Source organism: Streptomyces sp. NRRL WC-3742 (assembly GCF_000720635.1).
In the GTDB taxonomy this organism is placed as follows: domain Bacteria; phylum Actinomycetota; class Actinomycetes; order Streptomycetales; family Streptomycetaceae; genus Kitasatospora.
The window spans coordinates 130089-144578 of record NZ_JOCF01000005.1; the positions used below are offsets into that span (position 1 = coordinate 130089).

General features: G+C 73.2%; 13 protein-coding genes. 11 read left to right on the forward strand and 2 right to left on the reverse strand.

What is annotated here, in order from left to right; all coding sequences use genetic code 11:
* Window positions 1-20 precede the first annotated feature (20 nt).
* From IH61_RS0105085 to IH61_RS0105105, 5 genes are all read left to right on the forward strand, one after another.
* On the forward strand, window positions 21-935 hold the full coding sequence (locus IH61_RS0105085) for a carbohydrate ABC transporter permease (protein WP_031065516.1): 915 nt from the start codon (window positions 21-23) through the stop codon (window positions 933-935).
* Window positions 935-2236, forward strand: a complete 1302-nt coding sequence (locus IH61_RS0105090) for a 6-phospho-beta-glucosidase (protein ID WP_031065519.1) — start codon at window positions 935-937, stop codon at window positions 2234-2236. Before IH61_RS0105085 ends, IH61_RS0105090 begins: the two co-directional genes overlap by 1 nt.
* Window positions 2237-2345: 109 nt before the next feature.
* Window positions 2346-3353, forward strand: coding sequence for an N-acetylglucosamine kinase (locus tag IH61_RS0105095; protein WP_031065521.1), 1008 nt, complete (start codon window positions 2346-2348; stop codon window positions 3351-3353).
* Window positions 3354-3474: 121 nt separating this feature from the next.
* Window positions 3475-4032, forward strand: coding sequence for a hypothetical protein (locus IH61_RS46755; RefSeq protein ID WP_031065524.1), 558 nt, complete (start codon window positions 3475-3477; stop codon window positions 4030-4032).
* A gap of 341 nt (window positions 4033-4373) precedes the next feature.
* Window positions 4374-5474, forward strand: coding sequence for a hypothetical protein (locus tag IH61_RS0105105; protein WP_031065527.1), 1101 nt, complete (start codon window positions 4374-4376; stop codon window positions 5472-5474).
* Window positions 5475-5534: 60 nt separating this feature from the next.
* Here the strand turns inward: IH61_RS0105105 and IH61_RS48135 are convergent, their stop codons facing one another.
* Window positions 5535-6194: a response regulator gene (locus tag IH61_RS48135; protein ID WP_031065530.1), complete on the reverse strand. Its 660-nt coding sequence runs from the start codon at window positions 6192-6194 to the stop codon at window positions 5535-5537.
* Entirely contained in the window at window positions 6191-7369 is a 1179-nt protein-coding gene (locus IH61_RS48140; protein WP_031065532.1) for a sensor histidine kinase, read from the reverse strand. Before IH61_RS48140 ends, IH61_RS48135 begins: the two co-directional genes overlap by 4 nt.
* 134 nt (window positions 7370-7503) lie before the next feature.
* Here IH61_RS48140 and IH61_RS0105120 point away from each other — a divergent pair, with 134 nt between their 5' ends.
* From IH61_RS0105120 to IH61_RS0105145, 6 genes are all read left to right on the forward strand, one after another.
* Window positions 7504-8415: an ABC transporter ATP-binding protein gene (locus IH61_RS0105120; protein ID WP_031065534.1), complete on the forward strand. Its 912-nt coding sequence runs from the start codon at window positions 7504-7506 to the stop codon at window positions 8413-8415.
* Window positions 8412-9257: an ABC transporter permease subunit gene (locus tag IH61_RS45610; protein WP_031065537.1), complete on the forward strand. Its 846-nt coding sequence runs from the start codon at window positions 8412-8414 to the stop codon at window positions 9255-9257. The genes IH61_RS0105120 and IH61_RS45610 overlap by 4 nt, the downstream gene beginning before the upstream one ends.
* Window positions 9258-9446: 189 nt before the next feature.
* Complete coding sequence (locus tag IH61_RS42540) at window positions 9447-10178, forward strand: tyrosine-protein phosphatase (protein ID WP_051836273.1); 732 nt, start codon at window positions 9447-9449, stop codon at window positions 10176-10178.
* Window positions 10179-10254: 76 nt separating this feature from the next.
* Entirely contained in the window at window positions 10255-11361 is a 1107-nt protein-coding gene (locus IH61_RS0105135) for a PucR family transcriptional regulator (RefSeq protein ID WP_234327032.1), read from the forward strand.
* 301 nt (window positions 11362-11662) lie between these two features.
* Entirely contained in the window at window positions 11663-12382 is a 720-nt protein-coding gene (locus tag IH61_RS0105140) for a DUF1449 family protein (RefSeq protein WP_031065545.1), read from the forward strand.
* A gap of 80 nt (window positions 12383-12462) precedes the next feature.
* The gene (locus tag IH61_RS0105145; protein WP_031065547.1) at window positions 12463-14478 is read left to right on the forward strand and encodes a hypothetical protein; all 2016 of its coding nucleotides are present in this window, start codon (window positions 12463-12465) and stop codon (window positions 14476-14478) included.
* Window positions 14479-14490: the final 12 nt, after the last annotated feature.

The window sequence follows — 14490 nt, forward strand, 5'->3', positions numbered from 1 at the left end:
GGACGGATGAGGACTCCGACATGACTCCCAGCCCCACCCTGACCAAGGCCCCGGCCCGCCCGGCCCGCAACAGCCCGGCCGGCAGCAGCCCCGCCGCCCGCGCCGCCCGCCGCCGCGCCCTCCTGAACTGGGTCGCCGTGCACTCGGTGGCCGTGGCCGCCGCGCTGTTCTTCCTACTGCCCTTCGTCTTCGTCTTCCTCACCTCGGTGATGGACGACCAACAGGCGCTCACCACCGACTACTGGCCCACCCACTGGAACTGGGGCAACTACAGCAAGGTCTGGAACACCCCCGGGTTCCTCTCCTGGTGGCGCAACACCCTGCTGTACGCGGGCGCGGGCACCCTGCTGACCATCGTCTCGAGCCTGCCCGTCGCCTACGCCCTCGCCAAGTTCCGCTTCCGCGGCCGCAACCTGGCGCTGATGGCGGTCATCGCGATGATGATGCTGCCCCCGCAGGTCACCGTCATCCCGATGTACCTGTTCTGGACCAAGCAGATGGGCCTCGGCAACTCGCTGTGGCCGCTGATCATCCCGATGGCCTTCGGCGACGCCTTCTCGATCTTCCTGCTGCGGCAGTTCCTGCTGACCATCCCCAAGGAGTACCTGGAGGCCGCCCGCATCGACGGCTGCGGGGACCTGCGCACCCTGCTGCGCGTCGTCCTGCCGATGGCCAAGCCGGCCATCGCCGCCGTCGCGCTGTTCCAGTTCTTCTACTGCTGGAACGACTACTTCGGCCCGCAGATCTACGCCGCCAACGACCAGGACTCCTGGACGCTCAGCTACGGCCTGGAGTCGTTCAAGGCCGCCCACCACACCAACTGGAACCTCACCATGGCCGCCACCCTGCTGGTGATGGCGCCGGTGATCACCCTCTTCTTCTTCGCCCAGAAGTCCTTCATCGAAGGCGTGACACTGACAGGGGTCAAGGGCTGATGTCCTCCTCGCTGAAGACGCTCAAGCTGGCCATCGTCGGCGGAGGTTCGACGTACACGCCGGAACTGATCGACGGCTTCGCGCGGCTGCGCGACACCCTGCCGGTCGGCGAGCTGGTGCTGATCGACCCGGCCGCCGAGCGGCTGGAGCTCGTCGGGGGCCTGGCCCGGCGGATCTTCGCCAGGCAGGGGCACCCGGCCGCCGTCACGACGACGACCGACCTGGTGGCGGGTGTCGCGGACGCCGACGCCGTCCTGCTCCAGCTGCGCGTCGGCGGGCAGGCCGCCCGCGACCAGGACGAGACCTGGCCGCTGGAGTGCGGCTGCGTCGGGCAGGAGACCACCGGCGCCGGCGGGCTCGCCAAGGCGCTGCGCACCGTCCCGGTGGTGCTGGACATCGCCGAGCAGGTCCGCCGTACCAACCCGGACGCGTGGATCGTCGACTTCACCAACCCGGTCGGCATCGTCACCCGCGCCCTGCAGAGCGCCGGGCACAAGGCCGTGGGCCTGTGCAACGTGGCGATCGGCTTCCAGCGCAAGTTCGCCGCCCACCTGAACGTCGACCCCGAGCTGATCCGCCTGGACCACGTCGGCCTCAACCACCTCACCTGGGAGCGCGGCGTCACCCTGCTCGACGCCCCCGGCTCGGCGACCGGCCGGGAGGTGCTGCCCGAGCTGCTGCGGGACTTCGGCAAGGAGATCGCCGAGGACCTGCACCTGCCGCAGCCCTTCGTGCGGCGGCTCGGCGTGGTGCCCTCCTACTACCTGCGGTACTTCTACCAGCACGACGTGGTGGTGGAGGAGCTCAAGGCGCAGGGCTCGCGGGCCGCGCAGGTCGCCGAGATCGAGCGGCAGCTGCTGGAGATGTACGCCGACCCGGCCCTGGACACCAAGCCGGAGCTGCTCGGCAAGCGCGGCGGCGCCTTCTACTCGGAGGCGGCCGTCCAGCTGATCGCCTCCCTGCTCGGCACCGACGCCGGGACCTCCGTCCAGGTCGTCAACACCCGCAACGACGGGGTGCTCCCGTTCCTGCCGGACGACGCCGTGATCGAGGTGCCCGCCGAGGTCGACGCCGCGGGCGTACGGCCGCTGCCGCAGCGGCCCGTCGAGCCGCTGTACGCCGGGCTGATCGCCGCCGTCACCGGCTACGAGCACCTCGCCCTGGAGGCCGCCCTGCACGGCGGCCGCGACCGGGTCTTCGACGCCCTGCTCGCCCACCCGCTCGTCGGCCAGATCGAACTCGCCGACCGGCTCACCGACCGGCTGCTCGCCCACAACCGCGACCACCTCGCCTGGGCCTGACGGCTCCGGGCAGGCCCCCCGCTCCGGGGGCCGACCACCCCCGGCCGCTCACCCGGCCGGGCCCCCGGCCGGGGATCACGGCCGGGCCACGTACGAGCCCGGGGATCTGATGACCCACCAGCCCGAACCCATCCTGCCCGGCGTCCTCGCCATCGACGCGGGCAACTCCAAGACCGACGTCGCCCTGATCGGCCTCGACGGCACCGTCCTCGGCAGCGCCCGCGGGGGCGGCTTCACCCCTCACAGCATCGGCGAGGCGGCCGCCGTCGCCGGGCTCGTCCCCCTCGTCGAGCAGGCCGCCGCGGCCGCCGGCCACGCCGACTGGAGCGGCGTGCTCACCACCCACGTCAGCGCCTGCCTCGCCAACGCCGACCTGCCCGTCCAGGAGGACGGGCTGCGCCGCGCGCTGGAGGCGTACCCGTGGGGCCTGGACAACACCGTCGTCAACGACACCTTCGGCCTGCTGCGGGCCGGCACCGACGGCCCGCGCGGCGTCGCCGTCGTCTGCGGCGCCGGGATCAACTGCGCGGGCCTCCTGCCGGACGGGCGCACCGCCCGCTTCCCCGCCCTCGGCGAGCTCACCGGCGACTGGGGCGGCGGCGGGGGCCTGGCCATCTCCGCCATGTGGAACGCGGTCCGGGCCGAGGACGGCCGCGGCGGCCCCACCGCCCTGGCCGCCGCCATCGCCGAGCACTTCGGCCTGCCCACCGCGGGCGCCGTCGCGGAGGCCGTCCACCTCGGGCACCTGCCCGGCACGCGGCTGCACGAGATCGTCCGGTTGCTGTTCGCCGTCGCCCGCCAGGGTGACGCGGTGGCCCTCAAGTTGATCGACCGCCAGGCCGACGAGATCGTCCGCCTCGCCGTCGTCGCGCTCACCCGCCTCGACCTGCTCGACTCCCCCGCCCCGGTGGTGCTCGGCGGCGGGGTGCTCGCCGCCCGGCAGCCGCTGCTGCTCGACAACGTCACCGCCCGCCTCGCCGAGGCCGCTCCGCTGGCCGAACCCCGGGTGGTCGACGCGCCGCCGGTGCTCGGCGCGGCCCTGCTCGGCCTCGACCACCTGCGCGCGGGGGCCGTGGCCCAGGCGCGGGTGCGGGCCGCGTACGAGGTCTCGGCCTGACCTCACCCCCGACCTCCCGTCCCCTCCCGGTGTGCGGATCGGGAGGGGACGGGAACCGTGGACGGAGCCTCAGACGTGTACCCCGTTACCGACATCGGCCGAGAACGGGGAGACTTGTGCCATGGCCGTGCCCCGCACCCTCCTCGCCGCCGCCCTCCTCGGCTGTACCGCCATGGCGGCCCTGACCGCCTGCGACCCCGCCGACTCCGGCCCCACCGTGACCGCCGCCTCCGCCGCCGCGGCCGCGGACGACCAGGGCGAGGACCCGCTGGCCGACGACTTCGGCGACGAGGACGACCTCGACGCCGTTCCCTCCGCCCCGGGCGCCCCCTCCTCCCCCACGCCGGGCTGCACCGCCCCGGCCCCGCAGCCCGGGCACCAGGTGGTGCTCGTCGTCACCGCCGACGCCTCCGAGCTCACCGCCCGCCCCGCCGACTACTCCTGCGCCCAGACCCGCTACCTCCCCACCGGCCCCGCCGTCCACTACGGCTTCGCCGACAGCGGCGTCACCGCCACCCTCGCCGAACGGCCCCGCCCCGTCCCCCTCGACGAGCTGATCGACCACCTCGGCGACTGCCTCGCCGCCCAGGACCCGGCCACCTGCCACGGCAACGCCTACGACGTCGCCCTCGACCAGCACGGCCGCATCTCCCGCATCGGCGAACTCGACCTGCCGTAAGGGTTCCGGGCAGGTCGTGCACGAGTCGCGCATACGGTGTAGAACCTCCCGTCAACTGTTGGCACTCTGCTGCGCTACGCGTGTCGACGGGCGCCGGCCTGCGGGGTTTTGACGTTCGCTACGTTCGGGTGGGTTTTCTTTACGTACGGGCTCGTTGACCCGGTTTCGGCGGCTCTGCTTTCCTTCGAGCGGTCGGCGGCGACCGGCGCCCACCACCCCACGATCCGGAGTCGATGTGCGGTCGACTCCTGCCGGTCGCCGCTGCCCTCACCCCCATGCGTCCCCCCACTGTGCCGTCGCCGCCCACCGGTGTGCGCCGGCACCAGAGAGGAACCCTCACGATGGGCATCTCCCCCACCTCCCGGCTGCGCCGGAACCGGAACCGGGCCCTGACCGGGCTGAGCGCGCTCGCGCTGGCCGCGACCGGGTTCGCGGCGGCGCCGGCCGCGCAGGCCGACCAGCCGGTCCGCGAGACGGCCGGGAACAGCCACCCGTACCGGCACGGCGTCCACCCGACCAAGGAGGCGGCCGGTAATGCGGCCGCCCAGCGCACGTCGAACCTGCGCTACGGCGGGGGCGTCGACGGGATCGGCGTCACCACCGGCGCCCCGAAGGTGTACCTGGTCTTCTGGGGCACCCAGTGGGGCAGCCAGGGCACCGACTCCAGCGGCTACACCACGCTGTCCGGCGACCCGAAGGGCGAGGCCGTACGGGCGCAGCAGCTCTTCAAGGGGCTGGGCACCAACGGCGAGACCTGGTCGGGCGTCATGACGCAGTACTGCGAGGGCGTCGCCAAGGGCGCCACCAGCTGCCCGTCCACGGCCGCGCACGTCGCCTACCCGACGGGCGGCGCCCTCGCGGGCGTCTGGGTCGACAACTCGGCGGCCGCGCCCGGGCAGGCCACCGGCAACCAGCTGGCCGCGGAGGCGGTGAAGGCGGCCGGGCACTTCGGCAACACCACGGCGGCCTCCAACCGCAACGTGCAGTACGTGGTGATGTCCCCGACCGGCACCCACCCGGACGGCTTCAACACCGCGAGCGGCAACTTCTGCGCCTGGCACGACTGGAACGGCGACACCACGCTGACCGGCGGCGCGGCGCCGAGCCCGTACGGCGACGTGGCGTTCACCAACGACCCGTACGTGCCCGACATGGGCTCCTCCTGCGGCCAGAACTACGTCAACAGCGGCAGCGCGGGCACCCTGGACGGCGTGACGATCGTCTACGGGCACGAGTACTCGGAGACGATCACCGACCAGAACCCGGCCGGTGGCTGGACGGACTCGACCGGCTACGAGAACGCCGACAAGTGCGCCTGGAAGGGCACCGGCGGGGTCGGCGGGGCGCAGAACGTGGCGATGGCGACGGGCTCGTTCGCGATGCAGGGCACCTGGTCGAACGCGGTGAGCGGGTGCCAGATCTCGCACGCGATCGTTCCCTGATCCGGAACCGCTGACGGGACGGCGCCGGGGGTGGGTCCTCCCGGCGCCGTTCCGCCGTTCTCAGGGCGTGCCGACGAGCCCGAACTCGTACGCCTGGATGACCAGATGGACGCGGTCGCGGGCGTCGAGCTTGCTGAACAGCCGGGCGACGTGCGCCTTGGCGGTGGCGACGCTGATGGTGAGCTCGGCGGCGATCTCGGTGTTGGACAGGCCCCGGCCGACGAGGGTGAGCACCTCGCGTTCGCGTTCGGTGACGCCGGGCGTGAGCGGCCTGCGCGCCGGGGCCGTCTGTTGCGGTCGGGCGACGAACTCGCCGATGAGCCGGCGGGTGATGGCGGGGGCGATCAGGGCGTCCCCGGCGGCGACGGTGCGGACGCCGTCGAGGATGGTCTCCAGGGCGAGGTCCTTGACCAGAAAGCCGGCGGCTCCGGCCCGCAGGGCGCCGTAGACGTACTCGTCGTCGTCGAAGGTGGTGAGGACGAGAACGTGGGTGGGCAGGCCCGGGTCGGCGGTGATGCGGCGGGTGGCCTCGATGCCGTCCACCCCGGGCATCCGGATGTCCATCACGGCGACGTCGGGGCGCAGCCGGCCGGCCAGGTCGACGGCCTCGGCGCCGTCGCCGGCCTCGCCGACCACCTCGAGGTCGGGGGTGTCGGCGATCAGCACGCGCAGGCCCGTGCGGATGAGCGGCTGGTCGTCGACCAGGAGGACTCGGATCACAGCGCCAACTCCTCGGCGGGGTAGGGAAGTCGGGCGGCGACGCGGAAGCCGCCCTCGGGGCGCGGTCCGGCGCTGAACTCGCCGTGCAGCAGGGCGACCCGCTCGCGCATGCCGGCGAGGCCGTAGCCGGTGCCCGGGGCGGCGGACGAGCCCCCACCGAGGTCGACGATGCTGAGTGCGAGGTCGCGGGGGCCGTACTGGACGGTGACGTGGCAGTCGCGGGTGCCGGAGTGCTTGACCACGTTGGTGACGGCCTCCTGGACGATGCGGTAGGCGGCGAGGTCCACCTCGGGCGGCAGCGGCCGGGCCTCGCCGTCGCGGGTGAGGGCGACCCGGACGCCCGCTCCGGCGGTGCCGGCCACCAGACGGTCCAACTCGGCGAGGCCCGGGGCGACTTCGAGCGGTGCGGCCTCCGCCTCCGCCTGGCGCAGCGCGCCGAGCATCCGGCGCAGTCCCGCGAGGGTCTCGCGGCTGGTGGTCTCGATGGCGTCGAGGGCGATTCGGGTCTCGGCGGGCTGGGTGTCCATGACCCGGCGGCCCATGCCGGCCTGGATGGCGATGATGCCGATGCTGTGGGCGACCATGTCGTGCAACTCGCGGGCGATGCGCAGCCGTTCGGCGGTGACGGCCTGCTCGGTGGCGCGGCCGCGCAGGGCTTCGGCGTGGGCGCGGCTCTGGTGGACGGTGTTGCCGACCAGCCAGGCGATGGCGGTGACGGCGCCGTAGCCGAGGTAGACCCACGGGTTGGCCCCGTAGCGGGTCACCAGGCCCCACAGGTACAGCGCGGCGATGGTGCCCATGGGCAGGGCGAGGGCGGTCAGCGAGTCGCGTCGGGGGCGGGTGGCCGCGCAGTAGCCGACGACCGTGATGGCGATCAGGAACTGGAGCGGGGCCGCCTCCTGGACCTTCCACATGCCGAGCGTGTAGAGGCCGCCCGCGAGTGCCACGGCGATGGCGACCAGGGGCAGCCGGACCAGGAAGGTGGCGACCAGGGTGGTGACGACGGCGGTGACCAGCAGCGCCATGTCCTCGGGGTTGCCCTGGTAGTTGAAGAGGTGCTCCAGTTCGCGGTCGCGGGTGAAGCAGCGGAACACCACGAGGGTCGTCCAGAAGGCCGCCACCCACACGCCGGGCGGCAGGCGCCGGAGCAGCGGCGGGCGGGGCTCGGTGATCATGAAGGCGATGGTAGCCGTGGGCGGCGGGCGGCCGCATTGGCCCGGGGACGTAATCCCGCAGGCCCGTACGGCTCGGGCGGTTGTGTTCCCCGGCCCGATGCCGGGCGGCGGGCACGGGCGGCACCGTTGTCCCCGTGATCGAGATCGAGCGACTGACCAAGAGGTACGGCGCCACCACGGCCGTCGACCAGCTGAGCTTCACCGTCCGCCCCGGCGCCGTCACGGGCTTCCTCGGCCCCAACGGCGCGGGCAAGTCCACCACACTGCGGATGATCCTGGGCCTGAACACCCCCACCTCCGGCACCGTCACCGTGGACGGGGTGCCCTTCGCGGGCCGGCCGCGCGGGCTGCGGCACGTGGGCGCGCTGCTGGACGCCTCCGACGTGCACGGCGGGCGCACCGCCCGGGCGCACCTGTCGGCGCTGGCGCGCGGCAACCGCATCCCGCTCGGGCGGGTGGAGGAGGTGCTGGTGGAGGTGGGCCTGGCCAAGGCCGCCGGGCGGCGCATCGGCGGGTACTCGCTGGGCATGAAGCAGCGGCTCGGCATCGCGGGCGCACTGCTCGGCGATCCGCCGGTGCTGCTGTTCGACGAGCCGCTCAACGGGCTTGACCCGGAGGGGGTGCTGTGGGTGCGCGGGCTGTTCCGGCGGCTCGCCGAGGAGGGGCGGACCGTCTTCGTCTCCAGCCACATGATGGCGGAGATGGAGCACACCGCCGACCACCTGGTGGTGATCGGGCGCGGACGGCTGATCGCGGACCAGAGCCTGACGGAGTTCTCCGCGACGAACGCGGAGACGGGAGTCGCCGTCCGTACGCCCGAACTCGCCTCGCTGGAGCCGGTGTTGCTGGCGGAGGGCGCGGAACTGCGTCGGACGGAGCCGGAGTTCGGGATCGTCACGGGCTTGGATGCCCAGCGGATCGGTGAACTCGCCCTGCGGCACGGGCTGGTGCTGCACGAGCTGAGCCCCCGCACGTCGTCCCTGGAGTCGGCGTTCATGTCCCTGACCGCCGACAGCGTCGAGTACCTGGCTGGAGAGGCCCGATGAGCACCCTGACCCTTGGCCGGACCGCGGAGCCGGCACCCCGGTTCTTCGACCTGCTCGCCGCCGAGTGGATCAAGTTGACTTCGCTGCGGTCGACGTACTGGGTGCTGGCCCTCGCCTCCCTGGTGGCGATCGGCGTCAACCTCAACGCGGTGCACACCGACCTGACGTACATCGACCACCCGCCGACGCCGATGCCCGGCGGGCACGCGTTCCGCTACGACCCGCTGCACCACGGCCTCAACAGCATCGCGAGCGACCTGATGAGCATCGCGGCCGGCTCGCTGGGCGCGATCACCGTGTTCGGCGAGTACACCACCGGAATGATCCGCACCACCTTCGCCGCCGTCCCCGACCGGCGGGGCGTGATCGGCGCCAAGGTGCTGCTGATCGGCGCGGTCACCGGGCTCGCCGGGCTGGTGGTGTCCTTCGCGTCCTTCCTCGCCACCAACGCGATGCTGTCCTCCCGGCACCTCGGGCTCTCCCTCGGCGACGACGGGTGCCTGAGGGCCGTCCTCGGGTACGCGGCGATCGTGCCCACCTGCGCGCTGATCGGGATGGCGCTGGGCGCGCTGCTGCGGCACGCCACCGCCTCGATCGTGTCGATGGTGCTGCTGCTGTTCGTCCTGCCGCTGATGTTCGGCGGGGACCGCTACCCGTGGCTCAAGCGGATCGGCGACCACCTGCCCTCGCGCACGGTGGCGCGGCTGACCCTCAACCCGCACTCCTTCACCACGATGGGGGCGAACCCGCCGAGCGTGCTGGACGCCTGGATCACCATGGGCGTGTGGGCGGCGGTCGCGGCGGCGGTGGCGGTGGTCGTGGTGCGTCGCCGGGACGTGTGAGGCGCCTCCTCCACGGGACGATCCGCAGGCGGACCGTACCGTGGAGGAGGGATCCGCGCGAGGGCGCGGCTTGCCCGGCGGGCCGGGATCGGGTTAGACACATGGGGATGTGTCGCCTCCGGTTCCGATGGTTCGGACGTTCCGGATGATCCGGACGTGCCGGGCGCGGCTCCAGCGAAAGGCCCTCCCATGCCCCTGGTCAACTTCCGCGACGCCGCCGTCCTCAGCGACCCGGAGGGCCTGCGCATACGCCCCGGCGTGCTGTACCGCTCCGCCCAGCCCTTCCCCGCCGCCGACGAGGCCGTCGTCGCCCAGCTGCGCGGCTGCGACATCCGGACGGTCGTCGACCTGCGCAACGTCCACGAGACCCACCCCGACGACTGGGCGGCCGCCCGCGCCGCCGGGATCGCGGTCGTCGAGGCGCCCGTCGACCCGGCCACCGACGGCCTCACCGAGCGGCTGCGCACCATGGCCACGGCGGCCGACCTCGGCGACTACTACGTGCAGCTGGCCGTCTCCGCCCCGCAGGCCCTCGCGGCCGCCGTCGAGGCGGCGGCCCGCCCGGGCGCCGTCCTGCTGCACTGCGCGGCGGGCAAGGACCGTACGGGCCTGGTCACCGCCCTGCTGCTGGACCTGCTCGGCGTCCCGGCGGAGCGCATCGTCGCCGACTACGCCCGCACCGCCGACGCGCTGCCGCAGATCTTCGCGGGCCTCGCCGCCCGCCACCGCACCGCCCTCAACGACCGCAGCCTCACGGTGCCCGCCCCACTGCTGGAGGCCCCCGCCGAGGCCATGGCCGTCTTCCTCGACGGCGTCCACGCCCACCACGGCGGGGCCGCCGCCTTCCTCCCCACCTGCGGAGTCCCGGCCGCGACCCTCACCACCTTCCGCGCCAAGGTCACCCCGGTCGTCGCCGTGTGACCGGCTGGTAGGTTCGGGGCTCGTTTGTCGACTGGGAGCCATGAACACTGGGAGCCATGAACGGGGGCGGCGCGCGGTGACCGAGGGGATCGAGCACGACATACCGGCCGAGCTGACGGAGGCGTACCTGCTCCTGCTCGCCGACGCCTCCCGGACCGGCCGCCTGCTGCGCCGCGGCGAGCTGGAGAGCCTGCGCAAGCTGGGCGAGCACTGCGCCGAGGCCGGGTACGGCCTGCGCGCGGTGGTGGCGCACTGCCTGGCGGCGGCCCGGCGGGCCTGGCAGACCATGCCGGGCCCGGCCGGTGTCGCCGAGCTGCGCCGCACCGGCGACGCCGTACTGGCCGCCACCGAGGCCGCACTGGCCGCACTGGGCGAGGGCCACGAGCGGGCGCAGCGCATGGCCGTGCGCCAGGAGGAGGCGGCCCGGCGGGAGTTCATCGACGACCTGCTGTACGGGCGCGGTGACCTGGGCCTGCTGGCGGAGCGCGCGGAGCGCTTCGGCCTGCGGCTGGCGGGCACGTACGCGGTGGCGGTGGCGGTCGGCGAGGAGCCGTTCGAGGACGTGCATCCGCTGGTGCACCGGGTGGAGCGGGAGCTGGTCGGCCGCTTCGGCGAGCGGGACGTGCTGCTGGCCAGCAAGCAGGGCCGGCTGGTGTGCATCGCCCCGGACTCGGAGCGGGCGGTGCTGGACGCCTTCGCGGACCTGACGCTGCGCCCGGGCCCGGGCTACCGCCCGGTGCTGCGGGTGGCGACGGGCCGGCGGCACTCGGGGGCGAGCGGGGTGCTGCGCAGCTACGAGGAGGCGCTGGACGCGCTGGACTACGCGGGGCGCCTGGACCTGCCGGCCCGCAACCTCAAGGCGGAGGAGCTGCTGGTCTTCCCGGTGCTGATGCGCGACCGGGCGGCGATGGCGGACCTGGTGGGCAGCGTCCTGGGCCCGCTGACGGAGGCGCGCGGCGGGGCCCGTCCGCTGCTGGACACGATCGTGGTGCACGCGGAGTCGGCGTACGTCAACGCGGAGGCGTCCCGGCGGCTGGGGCTGAGCGTGCGCACGCTGAGCTACCGGCTGGAGCGGATCAAGGCCCTGACGGGGTACGACCCGGCGGACGCGCTGCAGCGGTTCACCCTGGAGACGGCGGCGATGGGCGCGCGGCTGCTGAACTGGCCCGAGCAGCCGCTGTAGGCCCCGGCGAACCGCTTCGGGCCCTGCGAACCATCTGCGAACCATCTACGGGCCCCTTCGGACCACCTTCGGGCCCCTGGAGTCCCGCCGCCCGAAACCCCCGCAGCCGTCCCGCAGCCGTCCTGTCGAGCGACTGTTGCCGAACCGTGGCACTGTCACCCGGCGCGCGCTTACCAGGGTGTCAAAGGGCCGTAAAGATTGCCGGAACCTGGCAATGTGCGAACAGCGCCTCCGCTGTCACGATCTCCGTGGCGCCGAGGTGCGGTGTCGCGTACGGGGAGGCGGGGGGAGCGTGGCCGGGGTGGGGGGATTCGTCGCGGCCGCGCTTGCCTTCCCGACCGCACTGTTCAGCTTCGCGCTGGTGGTGGTCGTCGGCTACTGGCTGGTGATGCTGCTCGGCGGACTCGGGTTCGACGCCCTGCACGGGGGGCACGGCGTCGGACACCATCCGGGTCACGTCGGGCACGGCGGCCAGGTGGGCCACGTCGGTCACGCCGGTCACGGTGCCGGGGGGCACCAGGACACGGCGGACGCGGCTCACGGGGGGTCCGGCTCCCACCACCACGGGGGCGTGCTGGACCGGCTGGGCCTGGGCGGGGTTCCCGTGACGGTGGCGGTGTCGCTGCTGGTCGCGGTCGCCTGGTTCGTGAGCCTGGCCGGGACGGTCCTCACCTCGGGGGCGCCGGCGCGCGGCGGGGTGTTCGCCGTCGCGCTGGTCGCCTCCTGGGTCGGCACCCGGGCGGTCGTACGGCCGCTGTCGCGGCTCTTCCCCGAGGACCGGCCCGTCACCCGGGGGGACTTCGTCGGCCGGGTCTGCGTGATCCGCACCGGCCGGGTGACTGCCGACTTCGGGCAGGCGGAGGTCACCGCCGAGGACGGCTCCACCGCCACCGTCCAGGTCCGTACGACCGAGGAGGCCCCCGGGCTGACGGTCGGGCGCACGGCCCTCATCTTCGACTACGACGCGGAGCGCGAGCACTTCCTGGTCGCGCCCTTCGACCCTTCACCACCGGGCATCTGACGCACCGTCAGCATCCCGTCGACGTCTCGCACCACCTCTCGCGCCATCTCTCGCACCACCTCGTCAAGAAGGACTCCGTGATGGACACCATCGCCGTGGGTTTCGGCGTACTCGTCGCCGTCGTGCTGCTCATCCTGCTCGCCGTCCTGCTCTTCGTCGGCCGTCTGTTCCAGAAGGTCGAGCAGGGCAAGGCGCTGATCATCTCCCGGACGAAGAAGGTGGACGTCACCTTCACCGGAGCGATCGTGCTGCCGGTCGTCCACAAGGCCGAGCTGATGGACATCACGGCGAAGACGGTGGAGATCCACCGGGCCGGACGGGACGGGCTGATCTGCCGGGACAACATCCGGGCGGACATCCGGATCTCCTTCTTCGTCCGGGTGAACAAGACCGTCGAGGACGTCATCAAGGTGGCGCAGTCGATCGGCACCGCCCGGGCCAGTGACCCGCAGGCGATCCAGGACTTCTTCGCGGCGAAGTTCGCCGAGGCGCTCAAGACGGTCGGCAAGCAGCTGGACTTCACCGACCTGTACACCCACCGGCACGAGTTCCGCGACCAGATCATCGCGATCATCGGCACCGACCTCAACGGCTACACCCTCGAGGACGCGGCGATCGACCACCTCGAGCAGACGCCGATGAGCCAGCTGGACTCCGACAACATCCTCGACGCCCAGGGCATCCGCAAGATCACCGAGCTGACGGCGATCGAGCACGTGCGCACCAACGAGTTCCAGCGCACCGAGGAGAAGGAGATCACCCGGCAGAACGTGGACGCCCGGGAGACGGTCCTGGAGCTGCAGCGCCGCCAGGCCGACGCCGAGATCCGCCAGCGCCGCGAGATCGAGACGCTGCGGGCCAAGGAGGACGCGGTGATCTCCCGGGTGCAGGAGGAGGAGCGGCTCAACGCCCAGACCGCGTTCCTGCGCACCGAGGAGCTGCTCGGGGTGCAGCGGGAGAACCAGGCCCGCGAGGTCGCGGTGGCGCAGAAGAACCGCGAGCGGGTGATCGCCGTGGAGAACGAGCGGATCGAGAAGGACCGCCAGCTCGAGGTCGTCGGCCGGGAGCGGGAGACCGAACTCGCCGCCATCGCCAAGGAGAAGGAGGTCGAGTCCCGCCGGCGCGAGGTGGCCGACGTGGTGCGCGAGCGCATCGCGGTGGACCGTACCGTCGCCGAGCAGGAGGAGGCCGTCAAGACGCTGCGCGCCGTCGAGGAGGCCGAGCGGGTGCGCAAGGCCGTGGTCATCCAGGCCGAGGCGGAGGCGCAGGAGCGGCTCGTCAAGGACATCAAGGCCGCCGAGGCCGCCGAGCAGGCCGCCGCGCACAAGGCCCGCGAGGCGCTGGTCCTGGCCGAGGCCCGGCAGAAGGCGGCCGAGCTGGACTCCGCCGCGAAGGTCCGCCTCGCCGAGGGCATCCGGGCGGAGGCGGCCGCCGAGGGGCTGGCGCGCGTCCAGGTCCGCGAGCAGGAGGCCGCGGCGGTGGAGAAGGTCGGCCGCGCCGAGGCCGCCGTGCAGGTGGAGAAGGCGAAGGCGGCCGCGCTGGAGGTCGGCGCCAAGCTGAAGGCGGAGGCCGAGGGCCTCACCGAGAAGGCCGCGGCAATGGCCAAGCTGGACGAGGCTTCGCGGGAGCACGAGGAGTACCGGCTGCGCCTGGCCGCCGAGAAGGACATCCGCCTCGCGGGCCTGGACGCCCAGCGGCAGATCGCCGAGGCGCAGGCTTCCCTGGTCGCGGCCGGGCTGGAGAAGGCGAAGATCGACATCGTCGGCGGGGACTCGGTGTTCTTCGACCGCCTGGTGCAGTCCGTCTCGGCGGCCAAGGGCGTGGACGCCTTCGTCGAGCGCTCGCAGACCGCCCAGATGCTGGCCGGGCCCTGGCTGGACGGACGGGCCAGCTTCACCGAGGACCTCACCCGGGTGCTGTCCTCCGTCTCCACCGCCGACGTGCAGAACCTCACCGTCTCCGCGCTGCTGATGAAGCTGATCGGCGGCGGGGGCGAGCAGACCGGTCAGCTGCGCCAACTGCTGGACTCGGCGAAGAAGTTGGGCGTCGCCGAGACGCCGATCGGGGCCCTGGCGGCCGCCAACGGCTCCAAGTGACCCACACCGGCT

Bases quoted from the DNA above. Each gene is read 5' to 3' on its own strand.
- IH61_RS0105085 (WP_031065516.1), top strand. From the start codon at position 21: ATGACTCCCAGCCCCACCCTGACCAAGGCCCCGGCCCGCCCGGCCCGC.
- IH61_RS0105105 (WP_031065527.1), top strand. From the start codon at position 4,374: ATGGGCATCTCCCCCACCTCCCGGCTGCGCCGGAACCGGAACCGGGCC.
- IH61_RS0105095 (WP_031065521.1), top strand. From the start codon at position 2,346: ATGACCCACCAGCCCGAACCCATCCTGCCCGGCGTCCTCGCCATCGAC.
- IH61_RS0105145 (WP_031065547.1), top strand. From the start codon at position 12,463: ATGGACACCATCGCCGTGGGTTTCGGCGTACTCGTCGCCGTCGTGCTG.
- IH61_RS48140 (WP_031065532.1), bottom strand. From the start codon at position 7,369: ATGATCACCGAGCCCCGCCCGCCGCTGCTCCGGCGCCTGCCGCCCGGC.
- IH61_RS42540 (WP_051836273.1), top strand. From the start codon at position 9,447: ATGCCCCTGGTCAACTTCCGCGACGCCGCCGTCCTCAGCGACCCGGAG.
- IH61_RS46755 (WP_031065524.1), top strand. From the start codon at position 3,475: ATGGCCGTGCCCCGCACCCTCCTCGCCGCCGCCCTCCTCGGCTGTACC.
- IH61_RS0105090 (WP_031065519.1), top strand. From the start codon at position 935: ATGTCCTCCTCGCTGAAGACGCTCAAGCTGGCCATCGTCGGCGGAGGT.
- IH61_RS45610 (WP_031065537.1), top strand. From the start codon at position 8,412: ATGAGCACCCTGACCCTTGGCCGGACCGCGGAGCCGGCACCCCGGTTC.